The 22,146-nt window shown below is 58.0% G+C and carries 23 protein-coding genes and 1 other RNA gene; 13 read left to right on the top strand and 11 right to left on the bottom strand.

Translation table 11 applies throughout. The features are described 5' to 3' along the window. Nucleotides 1-78: 78 nt before the first annotated feature. Genes FAZ30_RS13730 through rpe form a run of 3 tightly spaced genes read right to left on the bottom strand, consistent with a single transcriptional unit; the run spans nucleotide 79 to nucleotide 2,218 of the window. Nucleotides 79-747: a phosphoglycolate phosphatase gene (locus FAZ30_RS13730; RefSeq protein WP_124643408.1), complete on the bottom strand. Its 669-nt coding sequence runs from the start codon at nucleotides 745-747 to the stop codon at nucleotides 79-81. A 20-nt stretch (nucleotides 748-767) separates the two neighbouring features. Next, nucleotides 768-1,538, bottom strand: coding sequence for an SDR family NAD(P)-dependent oxidoreductase (locus FAZ30_RS13735; protein WP_233578411.1), 771 nt, complete (start codon nucleotides 1,536-1,538; stop codon nucleotides 768-770). After that, nucleotides 1,538-2,218: a ribulose-phosphate 3-epimerase gene (gene rpe / locus FAZ30_RS13740; protein WP_124643410.1), complete on the bottom strand. Its 681-nt coding sequence runs from the start codon at nucleotides 2,216-2,218 to the stop codon at nucleotides 1,538-1,540. The genes FAZ30_RS13735 and rpe overlap by 1 nt, the downstream gene beginning before the upstream one ends. A gap of 105 nt (nucleotides 2,219-2,323) precedes the next feature. Between rpe and apaG the strand changes: the two genes are divergently transcribed. From apaG to FAZ30_RS13765, 5 genes are all read left to right on the top strand, one after another. Then, a complete protein-coding gene (gene apaG, locus FAZ30_RS13745) occupies nucleotides 2,324-2,704 on the top strand; it encodes a Co2+/Mg2+ efflux protein ApaG (RefSeq protein WP_103523610.1) in 381 nt (126 codons plus the stop codon). A gap of 100 nt (nucleotides 2,705-2,804) precedes the next feature. Further along, nucleotides 2,805-4,598 (top strand): ABCB family ABC transporter ATP-binding protein/permease, encoded by a 1,794-nt coding sequence (locus FAZ30_RS13750; RefSeq protein ID WP_124643411.1) that lies wholly within the window; start codon nucleotides 2,805-2,807, stop codon nucleotides 4,596-4,598. Between the two features lie 427 nt (nucleotides 4,599-5,025). Then, the gene (locus FAZ30_RS13755; RefSeq protein WP_168190848.1) at nucleotides 5,026-7,437 is read left to right on the top strand and encodes an EAL domain-containing protein; all 2,412 of its coding nucleotides are present in this window, start codon (nucleotides 5,026-5,028) and stop codon (nucleotides 7,435-7,437) included. Nucleotides 7,438-7,468: 31 nt separating this feature from the next. Then, nucleotides 7,469-8,254 (top strand): iron-containing redox enzyme family protein, encoded by a 786-nt coding sequence (locus FAZ30_RS13760; RefSeq protein ID WP_124643413.1) that lies wholly within the window; start codon nucleotides 7,469-7,471, stop codon nucleotides 8,252-8,254. Nucleotides 8,255-8,551: 297 nt separating this feature from the next. Beyond that, complete coding sequence (locus FAZ30_RS13765; RefSeq protein ID WP_137009634.1) at nucleotides 8,552-10,009, top strand: aminoacyl-histidine dipeptidase; 1,458 nt, start codon at nucleotides 8,552-8,554, stop codon at nucleotides 10,007-10,009. A 143-nt stretch (nucleotides 10,010-10,152) separates the two neighbouring features. Here FAZ30_RS13765 and xerC read toward each other — a convergent pair whose 3' ends face one another. The 4 genes from xerC to FAZ30_RS13785 form a co-directional block, all read right to left on the bottom strand. Continuing rightward, the gene (gene xerC / locus FAZ30_RS13770) at nucleotides 10,153-11,037 is read right to left on the bottom strand and encodes a tyrosine recombinase XerC (RefSeq protein WP_370449628.1); all 885 of its coding nucleotides are present in this window, start codon (nucleotides 11,035-11,037) and stop codon (nucleotides 10,153-10,155) included. Further along, the gene (locus FAZ30_RS13775) at nucleotides 11,030-11,881 is read right to left on the bottom strand and encodes an AAA family ATPase (protein ID WP_124643415.1); all 852 of its coding nucleotides are present in this window, start codon (nucleotides 11,879-11,881) and stop codon (nucleotides 11,030-11,032) included. Before FAZ30_RS13775 ends, xerC begins: the two co-directional genes overlap by 8 nt. Nucleotides 11,882-12,012: 131 nt before the next feature. Next, nucleotides 12,013-12,426: a TerB family tellurite resistance protein gene (locus FAZ30_RS13780; RefSeq protein ID WP_124643416.1), complete on the bottom strand. Its 414-nt coding sequence runs from the start codon at nucleotides 12,424-12,426 to the stop codon at nucleotides 12,013-12,015. Between the two features lie 17 nt (nucleotides 12,427-12,443). Then, entirely contained in the window at nucleotides 12,444-12,872 is a 429-nt protein-coding gene (locus tag FAZ30_RS13785) for a thioesterase family protein (RefSeq protein ID WP_124643417.1), read from the bottom strand. Nucleotides 12,873-12,991: 119 nt separating this feature from the next. On the opposite strand from FAZ30_RS13785, the gene FAZ30_RS13790 reads away from it, so the two are divergent. Further along, nucleotides 12,992-13,441, top strand: a complete 450-nt coding sequence (locus FAZ30_RS13790) for a universal stress protein (RefSeq protein ID WP_124643418.1) — start codon at nucleotides 12,992-12,994, stop codon at nucleotides 13,439-13,441. A 102-nt stretch (nucleotides 13,442-13,543) separates the two neighbouring features. Here FAZ30_RS13790 and FAZ30_RS13795 read toward each other — a convergent pair whose 3' ends face one another. Beyond that, complete coding sequence (locus FAZ30_RS13795; protein ID WP_103525020.1) at nucleotides 13,544-13,867, bottom strand: helix-turn-helix domain-containing protein; 324 nt, start codon at nucleotides 13,865-13,867, stop codon at nucleotides 13,544-13,546. A 260-nt stretch (nucleotides 13,868-14,127) separates the two neighbouring features. Next, an RNA gene (gene ffs, locus FAZ30_RS13800) (signal recognition particle sRNA small type) lies at nucleotides 14,128-14,226 on the bottom strand. Between the two features lie 180 nt (nucleotides 14,227-14,406). Here ffs and argE point away from each other — a divergent pair. The 3 genes from argE (at nucleotide 14,407) to FAZ30_RS13815 (ending at nucleotide 17,550) form a co-directional block, all read left to right on the top strand. Then, on the top strand, nucleotides 14,407-15,588 hold the full coding sequence (gene argE / locus FAZ30_RS13805; protein WP_124643419.1) for an acetylornithine deacetylase: 1,182 nt from the start codon (nucleotides 14,407-14,409) through the stop codon (nucleotides 15,586-15,588). Nucleotides 15,589-15,711: 123 nt separating this feature from the next. Then, nucleotides 15,712-17,100 (top strand): sodium-dependent transporter, encoded by a 1,389-nt coding sequence (locus tag FAZ30_RS13810; protein WP_124643420.1) that lies wholly within the window; start codon nucleotides 15,712-15,714, stop codon nucleotides 17,098-17,100. A 192-nt stretch (nucleotides 17,101-17,292) separates the two neighbouring features. Then, complete coding sequence (locus tag FAZ30_RS13815) at nucleotides 17,293-17,550, top strand: hypothetical protein (protein WP_124643421.1); 258 nt, start codon at nucleotides 17,293-17,295, stop codon at nucleotides 17,548-17,550. Between the two features lie 5 nt (nucleotides 17,551-17,555). Here the strand turns inward: FAZ30_RS13815 and FAZ30_RS13820 are convergent, their stop codons facing one another. Further along, complete coding sequence (locus FAZ30_RS13820; RefSeq protein ID WP_124643422.1) at nucleotides 17,556-18,134, bottom strand: DNA-3-methyladenine glycosylase I; 579 nt, start codon at nucleotides 18,132-18,134, stop codon at nucleotides 17,556-17,558. Between the two features lie 44 nt (nucleotides 18,135-18,178). Next, entirely contained in the window at nucleotides 18,179-18,622 is a 444-nt protein-coding gene (gene fliW / locus FAZ30_RS13825; RefSeq protein WP_124643423.1) for a flagellar assembly protein FliW, read from the bottom strand. Between the two features lie 182 nt (nucleotides 18,623-18,804). Between fliW and FAZ30_RS13830 the strand changes: the two genes are divergently transcribed. From FAZ30_RS13830 to trhP, 4 genes are all read left to right on the top strand, one after another. Continuing rightward, nucleotides 18,805-19,611 carry a ferritin-like domain-containing protein gene (locus tag FAZ30_RS13830; protein WP_124643424.1) on the top strand — a complete coding sequence of 269 codons (807 nt, stop codon included), beginning with the start codon at nucleotides 18,805-18,807 and terminating at the stop codon, nucleotides 19,609-19,611. A 36-nt stretch (nucleotides 19,612-19,647) separates the two neighbouring features. Continuing rightward, entirely contained in the window at nucleotides 19,648-19,863 is a 216-nt protein-coding gene (locus tag FAZ30_RS13835) for a hypothetical protein (protein ID WP_124643425.1), read from the top strand. A gap of 163 nt (nucleotides 19,864-20,026) precedes the next feature. Beyond that, complete coding sequence (locus FAZ30_RS13840; protein ID WP_124643426.1) at nucleotides 20,027-20,446, top strand: hypothetical protein; 420 nt, start codon at nucleotides 20,027-20,029, stop codon at nucleotides 20,444-20,446. A gap of 18 nt (nucleotides 20,447-20,464) precedes the next feature. Continuing rightward, a complete protein-coding gene (gene trhP, locus FAZ30_RS13845) occupies nucleotides 20,465-21,808 on the top strand; it encodes a prephenate-dependent tRNA uridine(34) hydroxylase TrhP (RefSeq protein ID WP_124643502.1) in 1,344 nt (447 codons plus the stop codon). Nucleotides 21,809-22,146: the final 338 nt, after the last annotated feature.

Genomic DNA, 22,146 nt, shown 5'->3' on the forward strand with positions numbered 1-22,146 from the left:
AGCGTTGCCATCGCCAACTGGCCGGTGCGGGCAGGATAGTCATGATGCAGATGCAATCCGTATTGAATGTTGTGGTGATCAGTTATTTTTCATCAAATCGTACAGTTCGGCAAGATTGCCGATGACCAGATCGGCCTGCAGCGTGCTGGCATCGGCATAGCCATAACTGACGGCGATGGCGGCTGCACCGGCGGCACGGGCGGACAGGATGTCGTTCTCGGAGTCGCCCACCATGGCCAGTTCGCTGGTGTTGATGCCCAGAACATCGCAGACATGCTGCAGCGGCAAGGCTGAGGGTTTTTTCTCGGCCAGGGTGTCGCCACCGATGACCAGGCTGAAGGCATCGCGCAGCTCAAGTTGCTGCAGCAGCGGCACGGCCAGGTATTCCGATTTATTGGTGACCACCACCAGCGGTAGTTGCAGGGCGCGCAGCAGGCCCAGGCCATCGCGCACACCGGGGTAGACGCTAGTGTTGTCGCTCAGGTGTTCGTGGTAGTAGCGCACGAAAAAGCTGAAACCCTGCTCCCAGAGTGCAGCTTCCGCCGCGCCATGGCGTTCATCAGTAATGGCACGGTGTACCAGGCTGGCAATGCCGTCGCCGACATGCTCCTGTATGCGCATCTCGGCCAGGGCCGGCAGGCCCAGATGCTGGCGCATGGCATTGGCCGCAGCAGCCAGGTCGGGAATGGAGTCAACCAGGGTGCCGTCCAGATCGAAGGCAACGGCTTTGATGTGTTTCAGATTCATACGATGTCAGGGCTAGGAAGTCAGTTCTGGGCTTGATCCGGCAAATGGCGGATGTCGAGTACGGGGTGGTGGCCGAAGTCTGCGCTGAGCAGGTGGTCGGCCAGTTGGCGGGCGGCCTGTTGCGGCGTGCTGAGGCCGCCTTCGCGCTTGAGGGCGTCGAACCGTTCCTTGTTGGGGAACTGGGCCGGGTCACTGTCGCGAATGTGCGCCTGCATGTCGGTGTCTACCACGCCAGGATAGACGGCGGCAATCAGCGCCGGGTTGGCGCAGGCTTGCTGTTCTTCCGCCACATGGCGACAGAAGTGGTCGAGCGCGGCCTTGCTGCTGCCATATACGCCCCAGCCCGGGTAGGCTTTTACCGCCGCACCCGATGAGATGCACAGGATGCGCAGCTGACATTCCAGCTCGTCGCTCAGGCGCAGCAGGGCATCGGTCAGCAGCATGGGGGCTGTCAGGTTGATGGCGATGGCCTGCGTCAACTCGGCCGCCGGATAGAAGCCGGCACTGGCAATGGGCATGACCACGCCGGCATTGTTGATCAGCAGCAATTGCCGTACGGCATTCATCGGTAGCAGTTGCAAGGCCTCGGCCAGCAGGCCGTGCAGGGCAGGGCTGTCGGCCATGTCGGCGCGCAGGTAGTGCAGCTGTTGCGGATATTGCCGTGCCAGCTGGCGAAACCCCTCGCTATGCTGTCTGGCCAGTCCCACCACCACAAAGCCGCGCTGCAGCAGCTCGGCACACAGTGCCAGACCCAGTCCGCGCGAGGCTCCGGTGACGATGGCGGCCTGCATCAGGCCACCTTTGCCAGTTCGGCACGCATGGCGGCAATCACTGCCTGATAGTCCGGCTGGCCGTAAATGGCCGAGCCGGCGACAAAGGTGTCGGCCCCGGCGGCAGCCACGGCGGCAATATTGTCGACCTTGATGCCGCCATCGACTTCCAGCCAGATCTCGCCGCCATGCTTGGCGGTATACTCGTCGATGCGCTGGCGTGCGGCGCGTACTTTTTCCAGTGCATGCGGAATGAACGACTGGCCGCCAAAGCCCGGATTCACCGACATGATCAGCACCATGTCGATCTTGTCCATCACATGGTCAAGGTAAGACAGCGAGGTGCCCGGATTGAATACCAGGCCCGCCTTGCAGCCGGACTCCTTGATCAGGCCCAGGGTGCGGTCGATGTGTTCGGATGCTTCCGGGTGAAAGGTGATGATATCGGCGCCGGCCTTGGCGAACATCGGGGCCAGGCTGTCCACCGGCTTCACCATCAGGTGCACGTCGATGGGGGCTTGTGTATGCGGGCGGATGGCTTCACATACCAGAGGGCCTACCGTCAGATTCGGTACATAGTGATTGTCCATGACATCGAAGTGAATGATGTCGGCTCCGGCGGCGATGACATCGCGCACCTCCTGGCCCAGACAGGCGAAATCGGCGGAAAGGAGGCTGGGGGCAATACGGAAGTCGCGCATGGTCTACCTTGCAAACACGGATGGGGTCATGAAATGGCGTTTATTCTACCGCGCCCAAGGCCAAAGGCGGGATAAAATGCAGTACAACAGCACAAGGAAAACACCATGCCAGATAAAAGCTACCAGATAGAGGTGGAGGCCGAACCACATTACATCGCCGAGCAGTCCAACGTGGCGACCGATGTTTATGTGTTCGCATATCGCATCCGCCTGACCAATACCGGCAGCGAACCCGCCCAACTGGTTAGCCGCCACTGGATCATTGTCGATGCCAACAATCAGGAGCAGGAAGTGCGCGGCATGGGCGTGGTGGGCGAGCAGCCACGACTGGAGCCAGGCCAGTCCTTCGAATACAGCAGTGCCACCCACCTGAAGACGCCGTATGGTTCCATGCGCGGCAGTTACCAGATGCTGGCCGATGACGGCAAGCGTTTCGATGTGACCATCCCCGAAATGACGCTGGTGGCACCGCGCGTATTGCATTGACTCTGCCTGGGCCTGGTGCAGGCCGTTCCTGGAGCCGCCGGCCGGCGGCTTTGCTCATTTTCAGCGTCGGCACTGGCCGGCTTTTCGACAGGTAGTTTCCATGCGTTTCACCCATAGCGGTCCGGCTCCCGGCAATCGCAACGATTTGCAAACCCTCAAGACGCTGCTGCCTTATCTGTGGGCTTTCAAGGGCCGGGTCGTGCTGGCGCTGGCCTGCATGATTCTGGCCAAGGTGGCGGCAGTCACGGTGCCGCTCTATCTGAAAGACATCGTCGATCAACTCTCCGTGCCGGCCACCTTGCTGGCGGTGCCGGTGATGGCACTGGTGGGCTATGGCGTGGCCAGGCTCACTTCCAGTGTGCTGGGAGAGCTGCGCGATGCGGTATTTGCCCGGGTCATCCAGGGTGCGGTACGCAGTGTGGCGCGTAGTGTATTCCAGCACCTGTTTCGCCTGTCGCTGCGTTTCCATCTGGAGCGTCAGACGGGCGGCATGAGCCGCGACATCGAGCGCGGTACCAAGGGTATTGGTTTCCTGCTCAATTTCACCGTGTTCAACATTCTGCCGACATTGCTGGAAATCGGCATGGTGTCGGCCATTCTGTTTCGCCGCTATGCCTGGGAATTTGCTGCGGTAACACTGGCCACCATTGCCATCTACATCGTGTTTACCCTGGTGGTGACCGAGTGGCGCACCGTGTTTCGTCGCAGCATGAACGATCTGGATTCCAAGGCCAATGCCAAGGCCATCGATGCGCTGATCAATTACGAAACCGTCAAATACTTCAATAACGAAGGCTATGAAGAGGCGCGTTATGACCGCAATCTGGCGGCCTGGGAAGCCTCCGCCATCAAGAATCAGGTATCGCTGTCCATGCTGAATGCCGGGCAGGGCATCATCATTGCCAGCGGCGTCACCCTGATCATGGTGCTGGCGGCGCGTGGCGTGGTGAGTCACAGCATGACGGTTGGTGATGTGGTGCTGGTGGCTACCTTCATTACCCAGCTGTATGCGCCGCTGAATTTCCTGGGCTTTGTCTATCGCGAGATCAAGCACTCACTGGCGGATATCGAACGCATGTTCGGCCTGCTTTCCACCAATAAGGAAGTGGATGATGCGCCGGGCGCGCAATGGCTGGATACGCGACAGGCCAGTATCCGTTTTGCTGGTGTGGAGTTTGGCTATGACAGCAAACGCACCATTCTGCATGGTCTGAGTTTCGAGATTCCGGCCGGCAGTTCGCTGGCGGTGGTGGGTGCCAGTGGTGCGGGTAAATCGACCCTGTCGCGCTTGCTGTTCCGTTTTTATGATGTGGGTCGCGGCAGCATCAGCATCAACGGCACGGATATTCGCCAACTGCGCCAGGACAGCCTGCGTGGCCATATCGGCATCGTGCCGCAGGATACCGTGCTGTTTAACGACAGCATCTATTACAACATCGCCTATGGCCGACCGGACGCCAGCCGCGACGAGGTGATGGAAGCGGCGCGTTCGGCGCACATTCACGACTTCGTCATGAGCCTGCCCGATGGTTACGACACTCAGGTGGGCGAGCGCGGGCTGAAGCTGTCCGGCGGCGAAAAGCAACGGGTGGCCATTGCGCGCACCATTCTGAAAAATCCGCCCATCCTGATTTTTGACGAGGCCACCAGCGCGCTGGACTCGCGTACCGAGAAAGCGATTCAGCAAGAGCTGGCTGCGATCTCGGCCAATCGCACCACGCTGATCATCGCCCACCGCTTGTCTACCATCGTCGATGCCGATCAGATCATCGTGATGGAAGATGGCCGGGTGCTGGAGCGTGGCAATCATCGCGAGCTGGTGGAGCATGGTGGGCGTTATGCAGAAATGTGGCATCTACAGCAGGAACAGCAAGCTGGCGCGCTGACTCCTTAGGAGGCGGCCAGTTGAACCTTGCATAGAAAGCTGCTTCGGCAGCTTTTTTCATTGTGAATGCTGAAAATTCAACTGTTACAAGTACTTGTGCCAAATAGGGCTATATCTATTAAATGGCTATGTCAGATGCAAGCTGCCTGATATTGACAGTATGTTTAATTGACATTTAAATGTTAGTAACAAATATGGCGGATGATCCATAAGCGCCGCAGTAGATGGCGAGCAGTCCGCATTGGCAGTATGGCTTTTATCTGCCTGCCCTTGCTCTGAGGGCAGAGAGGGCAGCCGAGATGGATAGTGACGATGGCATGCCCCGGTATGCTATCTGTGGTAAAAATGACCCGGTGTGGATGATAATTCCATAAATGAGCAATGCAGCAAGCGGGGGGCAATCACTGCAATGAGTGCGTACGGCAGCCGCAGGCTGATGCGGGTAGTCTGGCCCTTTGTCGCTATTGTGGGCGCCTTGTTGCTGATCAGTGCCTTCAGCTTCAATGCCTTGTCCACCATCCGTGCCTATGTGGGCGGGGAGGGGCTGTGGTCGAAGGCGCAAAAAGATGCCATCTATTATCTGACGCGCTACGCCGGCAGCCGCTCGGAACAGGATTTTCAGGCCTACAAGGCTGCCATTGCCATCCAGCTGGGGGATAGGCAGGCACGACTGGCACTGGACCGCCCGCAGCCTGATCTGCAACAAGCCAGGGCCGGGTTGCTGCAAGGTGGCAACCATCCTGACGATATCGGCAACGTCATCAATGCTTTCCTGTGGTTTCGTCATGTCAGCTATCTGAGTCAGGCCATCCATTACTGGGAAATCGGCGACAGCTATATCATCGAGATTTCCGGCATTGCCGAAAGGCTGCATGACGGCTTTACCCGCAGCTACATCGGCGAAGATGAACTGATGGTCCTCAGTCGCCGTATTTCGGACATTAATGAAGAGCTGAAGGCTCCGGCGCGCGCCTTTTCCGAAGTGCTGGGTGAGGGTTCCCGTTTTGCCACCACCCTGTTGTGGTGGGTCAACCTGATGGCAGGGGCCGGCCTGTTGCTGCTGACCGTGCGGCAGGTGCAGGTGTTGCTGCGTCAGTCCGCCCGCTTTGAGGCCGAATTGCATGCCGAAAAGGAAAGGGCGGAAACCACGCTCAATTCGATTGGCGATGCGGTGGTCACCATCGATCTGTCCGGCAAGCTGCGCTACCTCAATGCTGTGGCGCACCATCTGGTTGGTGGTGCCGGCAAGGGGGCTATCGGTCGTTATTTCGAGGATGTGTTCTCGATGATCGACCTTTCCGGCAGCAGCATGGACCTGATTACCACCAGCCAGCTGCGGGCAAAGTGTGAAAGCAAGCAGACTTATCCCAGCCTGCGCTTGCAGGGGCTGGATGGCAGCAGTCACATGATCTCGCTGGTGGCCGCACCGATTCATAATTCGTTGGGGCAGGTTGACGGGCTGGTGCTGGCCTTGCATGACAAATCGATCGAGCAGCAGTACATCAATCATCTGTCCTGGCAGGCGGCGCATGATGCGCTCACCGGCCTGTATAACCGGCGGGAATTCGAACAGCGGGTCACCCGTGCACTCAGCCGGCTGATGGTGGCGGAAACATCGCATGCCCTGCTGTTTGTCGATCTGGATCAGTTCAAGTTGGTCAACGATACCAATGGCCATGCGGCGGGTGATGAGTTGTTGCGCCAGGTATGCCGGGTATTGCAGGAACAGCTAGGGCTGTCCGACGTGCTGGCCCGCTTGGGTGGCGACGAGTTCGGCGTCTTGCTGGAAGATTGCCGGGTGGACCAGGCACTGGACAAGGCGGATCGTTTGCGGCGCGCAGTGCAGCAGTCCAGCTTTCAGTGGGAAGGCATTCCCTTCTCCATCAGTGCCAGTATCGGCATGGTTTTCCTTGGTGAAGCCGGCGCCACCCTGGCCGAGGCGCTGCAGGCTGCGGATATCGCTTGCTACATGGCCAAGGAAAAGGGGCGCAATCGCATCCAGCTTTACAGTTCGAAAGACACCGAGCTGGCGGTGCGTTCGGTAGAAATGGCCTGGGTGCAGCGTCTGCGCACTGCCATGGAAGAAGAGCGCTTCTGTCTGTACAGCCAGGAAATCGTGCCACTGCGCCCTGTCGCTAAGGGGACAGGGCGGCACGTCGAAGTGCTGCTGAGGCTACGCGACGAAAGCGGCAACATCATCTTGCCGGGTTCCTTCATTCCGGCGGCCGAGCGTTTTGGCCTGATGCCGGATATCGACCGCATCGTCGTGCGCCAAACCTTTGAAACCTTGTGGAATATGCGTTCGCTGGGGGATCGGTCTATCGATGTCTGCGCGGTGAATCTGTCGGGTGCCACGCTGTGTGACGATAATTTTCTTGATTTCATCCGGCGGCAGTTTGTCAGCTATGACATCCCGGCCGGAATGATCTGCTTTGAAATCACCGAAACCAGCGCCATATCGAATCTGCAGCAGGCTACTCGCTTCATCAGCGAGCTGAAAGGCTTGGGCTGCCATTTCTCATTGGATGATTTTGGTGCAGGCATGTCGTCATTTGCCTATCTGAAGCATTTGCCGGTGGATTACCTCAAGATTGATGGCAGCTTTGTCAAGGACATGGTGGATGACTCGGTGGATCGGGCCATGGTGGAGATGATCAATCATATCGGCCATGTTACCGGCAAGAAAACCATCGCCGAATTCGTCAGTGCGCCAGAAATTCTGGCGGAGCTGCAAAGTATTGGAGTGGATTACGCTCAGGGGTATTTTATTGGCGAACCCGCTCCGTTCATCCCTCCCTTGCATGGCAGGCCGCAGTCGGTTTTGCACCGTCTGCCCGGCGGGGAGTGATACAGGCCCACAGTTGAGAAAGAGGTCCAGAATGAAAGACCAGCATCAATTTGTCAGAACCGGTCCCTTGATGGAGGTTGCCAGCTACCCGGAGTGGACGCAGGAAATGGTGCACTACTGCGATCGCTTCAAAAGCGAGGTGGTTGAGCACGATTTGTTCACCCAGATGAAGGAAGCGCGCCTGGAGCACTCCATACACAAGGCCTTCCTGTCCGGTGGCTGGCCGGTCATCGATCAGTTTCCCCAGTATATGGCGATGAATTTGCTGAAAATCCGCTATGGACAAGGGGAGGGGCATGATATGGCCCGGCGCTACCTGATCCGCAATATCCGTGTCGAGCAGAATCATGCCGACCACTGGGTCAACTGGGCAGCCGAATCTGGCGTGGATATCCAGGCCATGCTGCACAACCAGCATGCGCTGGAAACGCTGTCGTTAAGCCAATGGTGCTGGCAGGTATGTGACCGCGAGTCACTGGCGGTGGCCATGGCGGCTACCAATTACGCCATCGAAGGCGCGACGGGTGAGTGGTCGGCCCGGGTCTGCTCGGAAGACCGCTATGCCAATCTGTTTGACGAGGAAGTGCGCGGCAAGGCAATGAAGTGGCTGAAGCTGCATGCCAAGTATGACGATGCCCATCCGTGGGAAGCGCTGGAAATCATCGTCACCCTGGTAGGGCTGCACCCCAGCCAGGAGACCATCACCAAGTTGCGCAATGCCATCTGCAAGAGTCATCAGTTCATGCGCTTGCTGCTGGATCATTACATGCGCCCGGCCACACAGCTTGGCGGACGACAGCAATTGGCGCTTGCCTGACCCTTCCTTTGATCGTGGCCCGTACTCTGCTTGCCGGGGTGCGGGCCATGTTTGCTGTTGTCACACTGCGTTGTTGAGCGGCGAACTCTTTCCTTTCCTGATCTGCCCTGTACCGGCGTGCCACTGCCCTGGTTTGTCATTTGTCGCTGCGTGGCTGCATTGCAGCATGACCCCGCGTCGCTGTCATGATAAAGTCGATTGTGTACAAAACAGGGCTGTATGCAACAGTCTCTGCCACGTTTCATCGATGATGGCGACGTAATATGCCCATCAGCACGTCAAGACAAAGGATACATTGTGGTCAATATCGCCGAACTCCAGCCTCAGGCGGTCTGGGAGCATTTTCAGACGCTGTGCGAGATTCCCCGTCCCTCCAAACATGAACAGCAACTGCGCGACTATCTCAAGGGCTGGGCTGAGCTGCGTGGCCTGCAGACTGTTGTGGATGCAGCAGGCAACCTGATTGTGCGCAAGCCGGCTACCCCGGGTTATGAGAACCGGGTGGGCGTGGTACTGCAAGGGCATCTGGATATGGTGTGCCAGGCAAATGCCGGCACCGAGCACGACTTTTTCAAGGATCCGGTGCGACCTGTCCTGCAGGATGGCTGGCTGGTAGCAGAAAACACCACGCTGGGTGCGGATAACGGCATTGGCGTCGCCATGGGGCTGGCCGTGCTGGCCAGTGAGGATATTCCGCATGGCCCGGTTGAAGTGTTGATGACGCTGGATGAAGAGGCGGGCATGGGTGGGGCGCTCGGGCTGGAGGCTGGCCTGCTGCAAGGCAGCATGATGATCAATATTGATACCGAGGAGTGGGGCGAGTTCTATATGGGCTGCGCCGGCGGTGTCGATGTCAATGTTACCCGTGATTATCAGACTACCGCGCTGCCCGCCGCTTACGCAGTGAGTGCGCTGTCGGTGCGTGGCCTGAAGGGTGGCCATTCTGGTGCTGACATTCATCTGGGACGAGGCAACGCCAACAAGATACTGGTCCGCCTGTTGCGCGAATTGCAGGCAGATACCGATTTACGCTTGATCAGTTTCAGTGGTGGTACCGCCCGCAACGCACTGGCCCGCGAGGCGCAGGCTGTCGTGGCTTATCCGCAGCAGGATGACGCCAAAGTGGCCGCCAGACTGGATGCCTTCCAGGCCTTGCTGCGTTTCGAACTGGCCGGCGTGGACGAAGGCGTAGCGGTGGAGTTGGCTGCAGCCTCGGCTACCCAGGTGCTGGCTGCTGCGGATCAGCAGGCTATTCTGGCTGCACTGCATGCTGCCCCGCACGGGGTGAAACGCATGAGCCAGCGGGTGAGTGGCGTGGTGGAAACATCGAATAATCTGGGTGTGGTCCGAGTAGAGCAGGGCAAGGTATTTGCCAACCTGATGGTGCGTTCGCTGCTGGATTCCGGTACCTGGATGCTGGCGCGCGAAGTAGAAAGCCTGTTTGGGCTGGCTGGTTTTACGGTGGAGATGGAGGGCGGCTATCCGGGCTGGGCACCCAATCCACAGTCGCCATTGCTGGCGCTGTTCCAGCAGGTCTATGAGCGCGAATTTGCTGCCAAGTCCGGGGTGCAGGTGATTCATGCCGGGCTGGAGTGCGGCATTATCGGCTCCAAGTATCCTGACATGGACATGGTTTCCTTCGGTCCGACCATCCGCGGTGCGCATGCGCCGGGCGAGCGGGTCGAGGTGGAGTCAGTAGGCAAGGCCTGGCAATTGCTCAAGGCCGTGCTGGCTGCGTTGCCCGAGCGCAGCTAAGACCCGCTAGCAAACCCCCCGCGCCTGCGTTGCGCCTTGGCCCGGGTCCTCATCAAGGCTTTGTTCGCCGCGCTAAGCAGCCTTGCTGTTGTTGAAAAGCTCCGTTTGACGGAGCTTTTTCTTTATCCATACCGCGCTGGTGCTTAGTCTTTCTTTTTGGCGCGCGGGTGGGCTGCATCATAGACCTTGGCCAGGTGCTGGAAATCCAGTGCGGTGTAGATCTGGGTGGTCGACAGATTGGCATGGCCCAGCAGTTCCTGTACCGCCCGCAAGTCGCCGGAGGACTGCAGGATGTGGCTGGCAAAGGAGTGGCGCAGCATGTGTGGGTGAACGTGGCGGTCCATGCCTGTGCGAATCGACCACTCGGCCAGGCGCTTTTGTACCTGGCGGCCACCCAGGCGCTGGCCATGGCGCCCGACAAACACCGCCAGGCAGTCCGGAGTGCTTTGACGTTCTGCCAGCCATTGCTTCAGGTAGTCCAGTGCCGTGCGGCCTATTGGCAGCAGGCGTATCTTGTTGCCCTTGCCGCGTACCCGCATCAGTTGCTCGGTCAGGTCCAGGTCCGGCAAGTCCAGATTGACGGCCTCGGACAAGCGCAGGCCAGAAGAGTACATCAGCTCGAACAGGGCGCGGTCGCGCAGGCTGAGGCTGTCATCGGGCGCAATATGCTCCAGCAGGGCAGCCGTGCCATCTACCGGCAGTGCCTTGGGCAGGGGTTTGTCCTGGCGGGGCGCGCGCAGGCCCAGGCAGGGATTGCCGCTGACCCGTTGTTGCTGCAGCAGCCAGTCGTAAAACTGGCGCCAGGATGACAGCTTGCGCGCCAGGCTGCGGCTGCCGAGGCCGCGGGCGTGCAGGGTGGCCATTGCTTTGCGGATGTCGTCTGCTTTGATCTGCAGGCAATCACGTTCGCCAAGCAGTGGCTGCAGGCTGTGCAGATCGCGCAGATAGGCATCCAGCGTATGCGGGCTTTTCCCTTCCAGTCGCAGCTGGTCGGCAAAGCCCTGTAGCAGCGGGAGGATGTCAGCCACGGCGCAGCTTGGTCATTTGCGCCAGGCGCTCAAACAGCGACAAGTCCTGCTCGTTTTTCAGCAAGGCCCCGGCCAGTGGCGGCAGGCTGGCATTACCATGCCGGCTGGCCAGCTCTTCGCTGCTGATATTCTCGCTGCCCAGCAGTTTCAACCAGTCCAGCAATTCGGATGTGGTGGGCTTTTTTTTCAGGCCGGGCAGCTCGCGGATGGAAAAGAACACTTCCATGGCCTGGCGGATCAATTGCTGCTGTAGTCCCGGATAGTGCACGTCGATAATCGCCTGCATGGTTTCGTGGTCCGGGAAGCGGATGTAATGGAAGAAGCAGCGTCGTAAAAAGGCATCGGGCAGCTCTTTTTCATTATTCGAGGTAATGATGATGATGGGGCGTTGTCTGGCGCGCACGAATTGCTGGGTTTCATGGACGAAGAACTCCATCTGGTCCAGTTCGCGCAGCAGGTCATTGGGAAACTCGATGTCCGCCTTGTCGATCTCGTCGATAAGCAGCACCGGTGCTGTATCTGCTTCAAAAGCCTGCCACAGCTGGCCCTTGACGATGTAGTTGCCGATATCCTGCACTTTGGCGTCACCCAACTGCGAATCGCGCAGGCGGGATACCGCATCGTACTCATAGAGGCCGTGCTGGGCCTTGGTAGTGGATTTGATCGGCCAGACAATCAGCTTGCGGCCAAGGCCGGCAGCAATTTCTTCTGCCAGCATGGTTTTGCCGGTACCCGGCTCACCCTTGACCAGCAGCGGGCGTTGCAGGGTGATGGCGGCGTTCACTGCCATCATCAGGTCATCGGTGGCAACGTAGTGTTCGCTGCCGCTAAAACGTGTGCTCATGTGGGTTGGCCCGGTGGTGATGACAACACAAAGCCGCCAGGGTGTTCCGGGCGGCTTTCATTTGGCTGGCTGGAGCGCTGGGTGAGAGGTCCCGATCAACGGCCGGCCTTGTTTGCAACTGCAAAGGGCGCTCAGCGAACGAACTGGCGTTCCAGGTCTTCCAGGCTGATGTTCCATTCCTTCATCATGTGGCGCAGCAGGACAATTTCCGGGTCGCTGATGGTGCCATCCGATTTGCTGATGTCCATGGCCAGCACGCAAGTGAGAATGCGCTTGTTGTGGTCGGTGACTTCAGCCAGCATGAATTCGATGCGGTCGGTATCCAGCAGGTGGATGGTGCCATCCTGTTCGGCCTCGTCGGAAATGTCGTCGCAATAGTCCACCAGTACCTGGGCAAACTGTTTGCGGGGCAGGCCGATCAGGTCGTAGACGTTGACGTTCTCCAGCAGGTCCAGCTCACGCGGATCCATATTGCCGTCGGTAATCATGAACATCGCCAGCAGGCGGGCAATGGCTTGCGGACTGTTGTTTGGGTATGGACGCATGTCGGAATTTCCTGTTGTTATTGCTTATTGAGTTTGGCGACAAAGGCCGCCGGCATGGTGCTTACCTGACGAGTCTGGTAATCAAAGAAAACGATGCCGGTCTTCAATCTTGCCACTTCTTTGCCATTGTTGCCATCGATTGCCTGGTAGACGATGTCCAGTCCGTACTTGTTCAGGTCGCAGACGCCGAGCCTGAAATGCAGATTGTCGCCGTGGAAGGCCTCCGCGCGATACATGACTGCGGCATCCGCCATGATGATCCCCACGCCTTCTACATCCAGTTCGCTGTAAGCAAGGCTTTTCAGAAAACGCAAGCGGGCTTCATGGGCCAGGCGCAGAATGGCGTCATTGGCCATGTGGCCGCCGTAGTTGATGTCGCCGATACGGACATCCAGCACGGTTTCAAAAATGAATTGCTCTGGCAGGGCGATCTTGATGCGGGCCATGATTTCACCTGGGTAAAATGGCATTCAGTCTAATCGACTGTCTTAATCTGTATCAACCGCAGGTCGGGCTGGTTTGCTAGACTGTATGCATAGTACCAACACACCAAAAGGAGAGGGTTATGTATCAACGCATATTTGTGCCGGTGGATGACAGTGATACGTCCAACCTGGCACTGGCAGAGGCTTGCCGCCTTGCCAAGCATATGGGTAGTACCGTCCGGCTGGTGCATGTGGTTGACCTAGCGCAGTTTGGCTGGGGTGGCACAGAGTTTCTGGATGCGGCGGAGTTGCAAAAGTCCATCAAGCAGGCGGGTGAGCAGGTGCTGGGGCAGGCGCAAGCACTGGCAGTGGCTGCCGGATTGACGCCGGAGGTGAAGATTCTTGAAAGTTGGGGCGATAAAATCGCTTCCGTGCTACTGGACGACGCCAATAGCTGGGGTGCTGATCTGGTTGTGATGGGTACGCACGGCTGGAGTGGGCTGATGCATATCCTGATGGGTAGTGTGGCCGAGGGTTTGCTGAAGCAAGCGGATGTGCCGGTACTGCTGGTGCGTAATGCGGGTGAGTAAGCCTGCGCTGGTCGCCGTGTGCTGGTGGGTTTAGGCCAAGAAAAAGGGCAGTGGCAAGCAGCTGTTGAGTTGCTTGCTACTGCCCTTTGTCGGAGATGACTATCAGCTGGCTGCGGCTTCGGTCGAGCCTTCCTGGGCTTCCATCTGGGCACGTACGGCCTTACGCAGGCTCTTGTACAGGTCCGGATGGGTTTCCTTCAGGTATTCGACGATTTCAAAGTCTTCGCGGCGTACCTTGGACAGGTCGATCTGTTCAACATGGACCAGACGCAGCAGTTCACGCACTGGCTTAGGCATGTTGCGGCCGCTTTCGTAGCGGGAGCCACCAGACTGGGTAACGCCGATGCGGCTCCAGAATTCCTGTTGGTTCAGGCCGAGCTTGCGACGGATTTCACGCGGGTTGGTGATTTTTTCAAAGAGTTTCATGGGTTGTTCCTCTTAAAAGGCTAAACAGTATTGTATTGAATTATAGGTATGGTTTAGGACACTGCCCTATGTCCTAAAAATAGCAAAGAAAATCCATAAGGAATAATTCGGATGCAAAAAAAATCATTAAGTTCAATGATTTCGTGCATCTGGTTTTTCTTATGTTAGCGTATTCTTATCTAGAAATACAATGGAATCTTTGCTATTTGGCGTGAAATGGTATCGCCATGTCGTGAACATGTACATATGGGAAGGGAGGGGGTGGCGAGCCTGACCCTCGGCACTTGCACTAAGTAACTATGGCTGCTTCCTTCCGGACCTGACCAGGTTTGCTACCGTACAATGCGAGGAGACCCGCCGTAGAAGAATGCGAATCATAACGGGTTTGCCGCACTTTGCCAAGCATTTGCGTGCTTGCCGGCAGAAAAAATGGTCATGGTCTGGGGCTGTTGCGGGGGCATTCCGCAGGATGAGGTTGCCGATGTCGGCTTTGTCAGGGCAGACTCCAGGGATGACCGGACAATTATCACAGGACTCCCATGGCTCCTTCCTATCTGCCGCTGCTGCGAACCCTGCTTGCTTTTGATACCACCAGCCGTCATTCCAATCTGGAGCTGATCGACTGGGTGAGCCAGTATCTGGCCGGATTTGGCGTCAGCAGCCAGCGCACGCTGAACGATGACGGCAGCAAGTCCAATTTGTTTGCCCGCATTGGCGCGGAGGACTTGCCACTGATGCTGTTGTCCGGCCACACCGATGTGGTGCCGGTGGATGGACAGGCATGGAGCTCACCTCCCTTTGTATTGACCGATAAAGGCGATGGACGCTGGTATGGGCGTGGCACCGCCGACATGAAAGGCTTTATCGCCTGCGTGCTGGCGCATGTTCCTGACTGGGTGCGGCTGGCGCAGGAGGGGCGTTTGCAGCAGGGAATTGGCATTGCTCTGTCTTATGACGAGGAAGTGGGCTGCCTTGGCGTACCCCGCTTGATCGATGCCTTGTTGCAGCAAGGGGTGCCGGTGGCTGGCTGCATTATTGGTGAACCCACTTCGATGCGGCCGGTGGTGGCGCACAAGGGGATTGCTCACTATCACTGCCATGTGCAGGGGCGGGCGGCGCATTCCTCGCTGACACCGCAGGGCGTCAATGCCATTGAGTATGCTGCGCGGCTGATCACTCATGTGCGACGTCTGGCTGACACTGAGGCCTCGTTTGGCCACCATCAACCATTATATGATGTGCCGTTCACCACCTTGCAGACCGGTACCATTCATGGCGGTACGGCTAATAATATCGTGCCCAAGGATTGTGAATTCACTTTTGAATGCCGCTGGCTGCCGGGGGATGATCCGCAGCGCTTCGTCGATTCTGTCCGTGACTATGCTGACAATCTCTTGCTGGAGATGCGCCAGGTGGCACCGGAAGCCATGATTTCCATCGAACCGCGGGTGTATTGCCCGGCCTTCGAGGCCACGCCGGACAGCGAGGTGCTGCACTACGTGGAAAAACTGTGTGGTTGCCAGGGAGGTGATGGGGTGGCCTATACCACGGAGGCCGGCGTGTTCCATGCTGCGGGCATGCCATGCGTAGTGCTGGGGCCAGGTTCGATCGAGCAGGCACATCGCCCGGACGAATTTATTGAGGAGAGTCAATTGCAGGCTTGTTTTGACTGGTTGGGCCGTCTGACCGGCGAGTTGTGTCGCACAGCTAGCCAGGGCTAGAAAAAAATTTTGCATGGTCTGACAAATCACTTCAGAATCGCCGCTCCGGCGACCCCGGAACCAGAGGCTCCCGTTCAGGTTATCGCTTGAACGGGCTTGTTTTTTGTCGTGATGAGAGACCAAATGAAACAGGACAATAGATCCTCGGCCACCGTCGGTGCTGGCAAGGCGCGCGATGGTTTTACTTCAAGTTTTGGCGTATTGGCTGCCACGCTGGGCTCGGCCGTCGGGCTGGGCAATATCTGGAAGTTTCCCTATTTGACCGGCACCAATGGTGGTGCGGGTTTTCTGGTGGTGTATGTCTGTGCCACCTTGCTGGTAGGCTTACCCGTGATGATTTCCGAAATCATGCTGGGTCGCCGTGCCAAGTCTGATGCGGTGACGGCGCTGAAAAAGCTGGCTCCGGCCGGCCAGCCCTGGTGGTTGATCAGCGCTTTTGGTGTGCTGTCGGCCTTCCTGATCATGGCTTTTTACTCTGAAGTGGCGGCCTGGGTATTTGCCTATGTGTTCAAGGCCATTGGCGGGGGCATCCTGTCCAGTGATCCCAAGGTGACTTCGGCGGCGTTCGGTTCGCTGATTGCCGACCCGGTGCAATCGCTGCTGTGGCAGTGGCTGGTGCTGGCCCTGATCGGCGGCATCCTGCTGATGGGTGTGGCCAAGGGTATCGAGGCGGTGACCAAAAAGCTGATGCCCATGCTGTTTTTGCTGCTGCTGGTGATTGGTGTGCGCAGCCTGATGCTGCCGGGTGCCCTGCAGGGGGTTTCCTTTCTGTTTACCCCGGATTTTTCCAAGATCACGGCGGGAGTGGTGCTGACTGCGGTGGGCCTGGCCTTCTTCAAGCTGTCCATCGGCATGGGCACCATGATGACTTATGGCAGTTATTTCCGTGATGATCAGAACATTCCGGCTACCACCCTGCGGGTGATGTGTGCCGACCTGTTCGTTTCCATGCTGGCCGGCATCGCCATTTTCCCGGCGGTGTTTGCCTTCGGTTTCAAGCCGGAAGCCGGTCCATCGCTGCTGTTCATCACCATTCCGGCGGTGTTTGCCAGCATGCCGCTGGGCCAGCTGTTCATGGTGGCCTTCTTTGTGCTGGCAGCGATTGCCTCCACCGGTGCCATGTTGTCGATTCTGGAAGTGCCGGTATCGGTATTGAGTGAGCGTTTCGGCATCAGCCGCCCCAAGGCTACCGTGCTCAACCTGCTGCTGCTGGCCCTGATCGGCGCCACCTGCGCGTTGTCCAATAGCAGCATGGCCGAGTTCAAGCTGTTCGGCATGACCATGTTCGACCTGTTCGACTTTGTCACCTCCAACATCCTGATGCCATTGGGCGGGATTTTCCTGTGTCTGTTCGTGGGCTGGGTGTGGGGTTTCGAGCGCTTGAAGGCAGCGCTGTCCAATGAGGGGCAGTTGCGTAACGAGGCCCTGGTGCGCGTGCTGTTTGTGGTAGTGCGCTTTGTGTCGCCGCTGCTGATTCTGGTGGTGATGCTGAAGGGGCTGAAGCTGTTCTGATTCAGCGGCCATTCGGCATGGTGTTCAAGGGCCATCCCATGCCGGGTGGCCCTTTTTCATGGGGAAGCGTTGTATTCCTGCCGTATTTTTACTTACCGCTCATGCCTAATAGACTTTCAACTGGTGCTGAATAATAAATCGTGGAATGATGGCGATTCTCCTCATATCCATTGCGGATTGAAAGGATTTGTCATGAAGCACGGCAAGACCCTGTCTTTCAGTGTGCAGCAGCTGGATAGGCCGGAACAGCGGCAGGCCTTGTGTTCCGAGTTGTCAGCGCTGGTGCCGGACCGTTTTGCTGGTCCGTGGTCGGAAGAGGAACTGCAGGAGCTGATCCAGAGCTGGCGGATGATGGCCTTCTGTCAGGATGGGGGCGTGGTGTGTGCCCATCCCTTTCATTCGGCAGATGGGCTGTTCCGCACCGTGGTATTTGATACCAAGGCGGCTTGAGCCGTTCAGTGCGAGTGAGTCGGATGCAGGTGACAGCCCAGCAGGTGATCATTCACCACGCCAGTGGCTTGCAGGTAGGCGTAAATCACCGTACTACCAACAAAATTCATTCCGGCTTTTTTCAATGCCTTGCTGATGCGGTCGGATAGCGCGGTGCTGGCCGGGCATTCAGCCAGCGATTGCCAGTGATTCACCATGCTCTGGCCATCGGTATGCGCCCATAGCCATTGCGCAAAGCTGCCATGTTCTTGCTGTAATTGCAGGAATACCCGCGCATTGCGGATGGCGCTGTTGATCTTCAAGCGGTTGCGCACGATGCTGCTGTCCAGCATCAGTCTTTCCACATCCTCCTCGCCCATTTGTGCCACGCGCTGCGGGTCGAAGCCGTGAAAGGCGCGGCGGTAGCCTTCGCGCTTGCGCAAGATGGTGATCCACGACAGCCCGGCCTGTGCCCCTTCCAGAATCAGCATTTCAAACAGCTTGTGTTCATCGTGCTGGGGGCGACCCCATTCCTGGTCGTGATAGGCAATATAGAGCGGATCGTCGCCACACCAGGGGCAGCGGGGCAAGGCAAGAGCGGTCATGCGGGACTCCGGCACCGCCCGGCGGGCCGGGCGGCAGTGTTGGTTCAGCTCAGGTTGTGCATCAGAATGTCGCAGGACAGGCCGGTTTTTTGCAGGCCCTGGCGACTGGCCAGATTGAGTACCAGCGGGTTGCGGATATTGGCTTTCAGCTCGCCCAGCGCCGGGTGGGCTTCGGCTGCGGATTCTTCCTGATAGAGCAGTACCAGGATGACTGCGTCTTCCGGCTTGCTCAATTGCAAACGGGCCACTTCCTCATCGTTGAGTTCCACTTCATAGCGCACGCCCAGTTGCTGCGGCAGGGTGACACTGAGGGTGATGGCCGCGTCGTTCAGCGACTGCATCCAGTACACCGAGGGATTATTGCTGTCGGCATTGTGGAACAGTTTGAACTGGGTGCAGTTTTCCAGGGCGGGAATGCCCTGGTCAAAATTGATGATGGTGCTTTCATCCACTTCTACAGCACCGAGTTGGCTGGAATTGAACAGCATGACATTCTCCCTGTGGCAGATATTGGCATTATGCATCAAGCCTTATCCGGCGACGATCTCTACACTGCGGAAATCTGTCATGCGGCAGGGCAGGGGGTTGGTGGCCCTGTCGCCCGGCCGGCGTGCACTGATTTGATGGTAAGCCTGCCTGATCACGGTGCAAACGGCTAGAATGGCGCACCATGATGACGCCTACTGCTTTATATCCCCGGATTCAGGCGGCCTTGCTCAGTTCTGATGTGACAGACAAGCTGGCCGCCACGGAAGCCATTCATGCTGCCTGGCAGCGTGGTGAGCTGCTGCGTGAAGACGCACCCTTGACGCGTCTGCCGATGGCAGGCCATCCCGAGAAGCCTGAGCTGGTGCATGCCACCAAGGTGCCGCGCCGCCGTCCGGGTTCGCCGCAAGGCCAGCCCGCCATGCTGCATGCCATTGCCCATATCGAATTTAACGCCGTCAACCTGGCGCTGGATGCCGCCTGGCGCTTTCGCGACATGCCGGATGATTTTGTCAGCGACTGGCTGCGCATTGCGGCGGAGGAAGCTGGCCATTTCCGTCTGTTGCAGGGCAGGTTGCAGCAATTGGGCTATAGCTACGGCGACTTTCCTGCCCATAACGGTCTGTGGGAAATCTGCCATGTCACCGATCACGATGTGCTGGTACGCATGGCGCTGGTGCCGCGCGTGCTGGAAGCGCGTGGCCTGGATGCCAGCCCCGAGCTGCAACGCAAGCTGGCCAATATCGGCGATGAGGCCAGCATTGCCATTCTGGACATTATCCTGCGCGATGAGATCGGCCACGTGCAAGTGGGCAACCACTGGTTTCATTATCTGTGCCGGCAGCGTGCTCTGGGACCGATGGCAACCTTCAGCCGCCTGCTGCAAGAGTATGATCTGACGGCACATCGTGGCAGCTACAATGTCGATGCCCGACGGCTGGCGGGCTTTTCCGAGGCGGAGCTGCAGTGGTTGCAGCAAGCCAAGGACTGAGCACGCGGCTGGCTATTTCTATTCATGGAGTACTGCATGCTTTACCGGCTTTTGTGGCGCTTGCGCCAGCAACGCAAACTGGCCCTTGGTGGCCTGCTGCTGGCTACGCTGTTGTTTGTGCTGTGTGCGGCCAGCCTGAGTGCACTGGACTTTGCCAGTGCTCCGGTTGCCAGTGTGATCTGTGTTTTGCTCATGCTGCCGGCCTTGCTGGTGCAGCTATTGATGCTGTGGGTGCTGGCGCAAAAACCCTGACTGAAAAATGGCATTGAAAACAGTGATTTAATGTCGCATTGCTGCACGGCGTCAGGCTTGACGATGGCCGCGCAGACAGCGCATAATCGCGCCGCAACATAAGAAAAGGCCCCTGATACGGCGGGGCCTTTTTGTTTTTACAGTTTTCGGAGATACCCGAATCATGGACTATCAGGCGTTTTTGCGTCAGTTGGAATCCAGTACGCTGCCTGCATCCGACTTTACCCACCAGGCACATTTGTATGCCGCCTGGGCTTATCGCCGCCAGTACCCGGCAGCCGAAGCGGCAGTGCGCTGCGCGCGCGCCTTTTCGCGTTTTGCCATGGCGCAGGGGGCGGCGGAAAAATACCACCACACCCTGACCATGTCGCTGTTGTCCATCCTGTACCACCGCGCCCAGCAGCAGCCTGCCATGCTGGAAGACTGGCCCGCCTTCCTCGCGACCTGCGATGACGTGCTGCAAGATGCCCGGGCGGTGGTGCTGCAATATTACTCTGCTGACAGGCTGAACCAGGATGCCTCGCGTCGCGGCTTTGTCCCGCCGGATCGACTGCCGCTCCCCATTGCCTGCCTGTCACATTAAGGAAGCCAAGCCATCATGATAAAAGCCCCGGAACTGCTGCTGCCTGCCGGCACGCTGGATAAAATGCGCGCCGCCTATGATTTTGGTGCCGATGCCGTCTATGCAGGCCAGCCGCGCTACTCGCTGCGTGCGCGTAATAACGACTTCAAGCTGGAAGAACTGAAAACAGGTATTGATGAAGCGCATGCGCGCGGCAAGCTGTTTTTCGTGGCCAGCAATCTGCTGCCGCATAACAGCAAGATCAAGACCTATATGGCGGACATGGAGCCGGTGATTGCCATGAAGCCGGACGCGCTGATCATGGCTGATCCGGGTCTGATCATGATGGTGCGTGAGCGCTGGCCCGAGGTGCCGGTGCATCTGTCGGTCCAGGCCAATACCGTTAACTATATGGGCGTGAAGTTCTGGCAGAAGCTGGGCGTGTCGCGCATCATCCTGTCGCGCGAGCTGAGCCTGGACGAGATTGCCGAAATCCGCCAGGAATGCCCGGATATCGAGCTGGAAGTATTTGTGCATGGCGCGCTGTGCATTGCTTACTCTGGCCGCTGCCTGCTGTCGGGCTATTTCAATCATCGTGATCCCAATCAGGGCACCTGTACCAATGCCTGCCGTTGGGATTACAAGATGCACGATACCCAGGATGACGACGCCGGCGATGTGCAAACCATCAAGCTGGACTTCAACAAAGCCCTGGAAGAAGCCAACCAGAGCTTTGCTGCCTGCGGCGGTGCCGAGCGCCATCCGCTGGCCGACAAGACCTATCTGATCGAAGAGGGTAGCCGTCCGGGTGAGCTGATGCCCATCATCGAAGACGAGCATGGCACTTACATCATGAACTCCAAAGACCTGCGTGCGGTGGAGCAGGTGGAGAAGCTGGTGAAGATTGGCGTGGACTCGCTCAAGATTGAAGGTCGCACCAAGAGCCTGTACTACGTGGCGCGTACCGCCCAGGTGTATCGCCAGGCCATCGACGACGCTGTGGCAGGGCGTCCCTTCAATCTGGGCTTGCTGGCCGAGCTGGATGGTCTGGCCAATCGTGGCTACACCCCGGGCTTCCTGGAGCGTCATCAGACCCAGGATTACCAGAACTATCTGGATGGGCATTCCAAGGCCAAGCAAAGCCAGTATGTTGGCGATGTGCTGGAAGTCGATGCCGATGGCTGGGCGCTGGTGGAAGTGAAAAACCGCTTTGGAGTAGGCGATCGCATCGAGGTGATCCATCCGAACGGCAACCGTATCGTCGAGCTGAAGCAGATGACGCGCAATGGTGCGGCAGTTGAGCTGGCGGCCGGCAATGGCATGCAGGTACGTATTCCTGATATGGCCGGCATGGAAAAAGCCCTGTTGGCACGGTTGATCTGATCAAATGTAGCAGTGGTGTCGGAAGTTGCTAAAACGTGAGCGGATTGCCTGCAAGGGCCATCCGCTTTTCTTTCGCCTGTTGCCACGGCAAATGCGGACCGGATTTGATCTGTGGCAAATCTGCCTCAGCTTGCCGGGCGACAAGAAAAAATCTTTTTTGTCGGCCAGGCGGTGGCGGGCCGCGTTGAGTGTTCAGGGCCATTGTTGCCTGCCGCAGATAAGCAGGTAGGTGCGGGGCGTGTCCGGATCTTGCTAAAGCCTTGAAACATCAGGCTGAGCGCTGTTTTTGATCATATGTATAGGCAAATTTGCCCTGTACGGCGGTTTATGCTGAAGGA

The organism is Aquitalea aquatilis, from assembly GCF_005155025.1.
Taxonomy (GTDB): Bacteria; Pseudomonadota; Gammaproteobacteria; order Burkholderiales; family Chromobacteriaceae; genus Aquitalea; species Aquitalea aquatilis.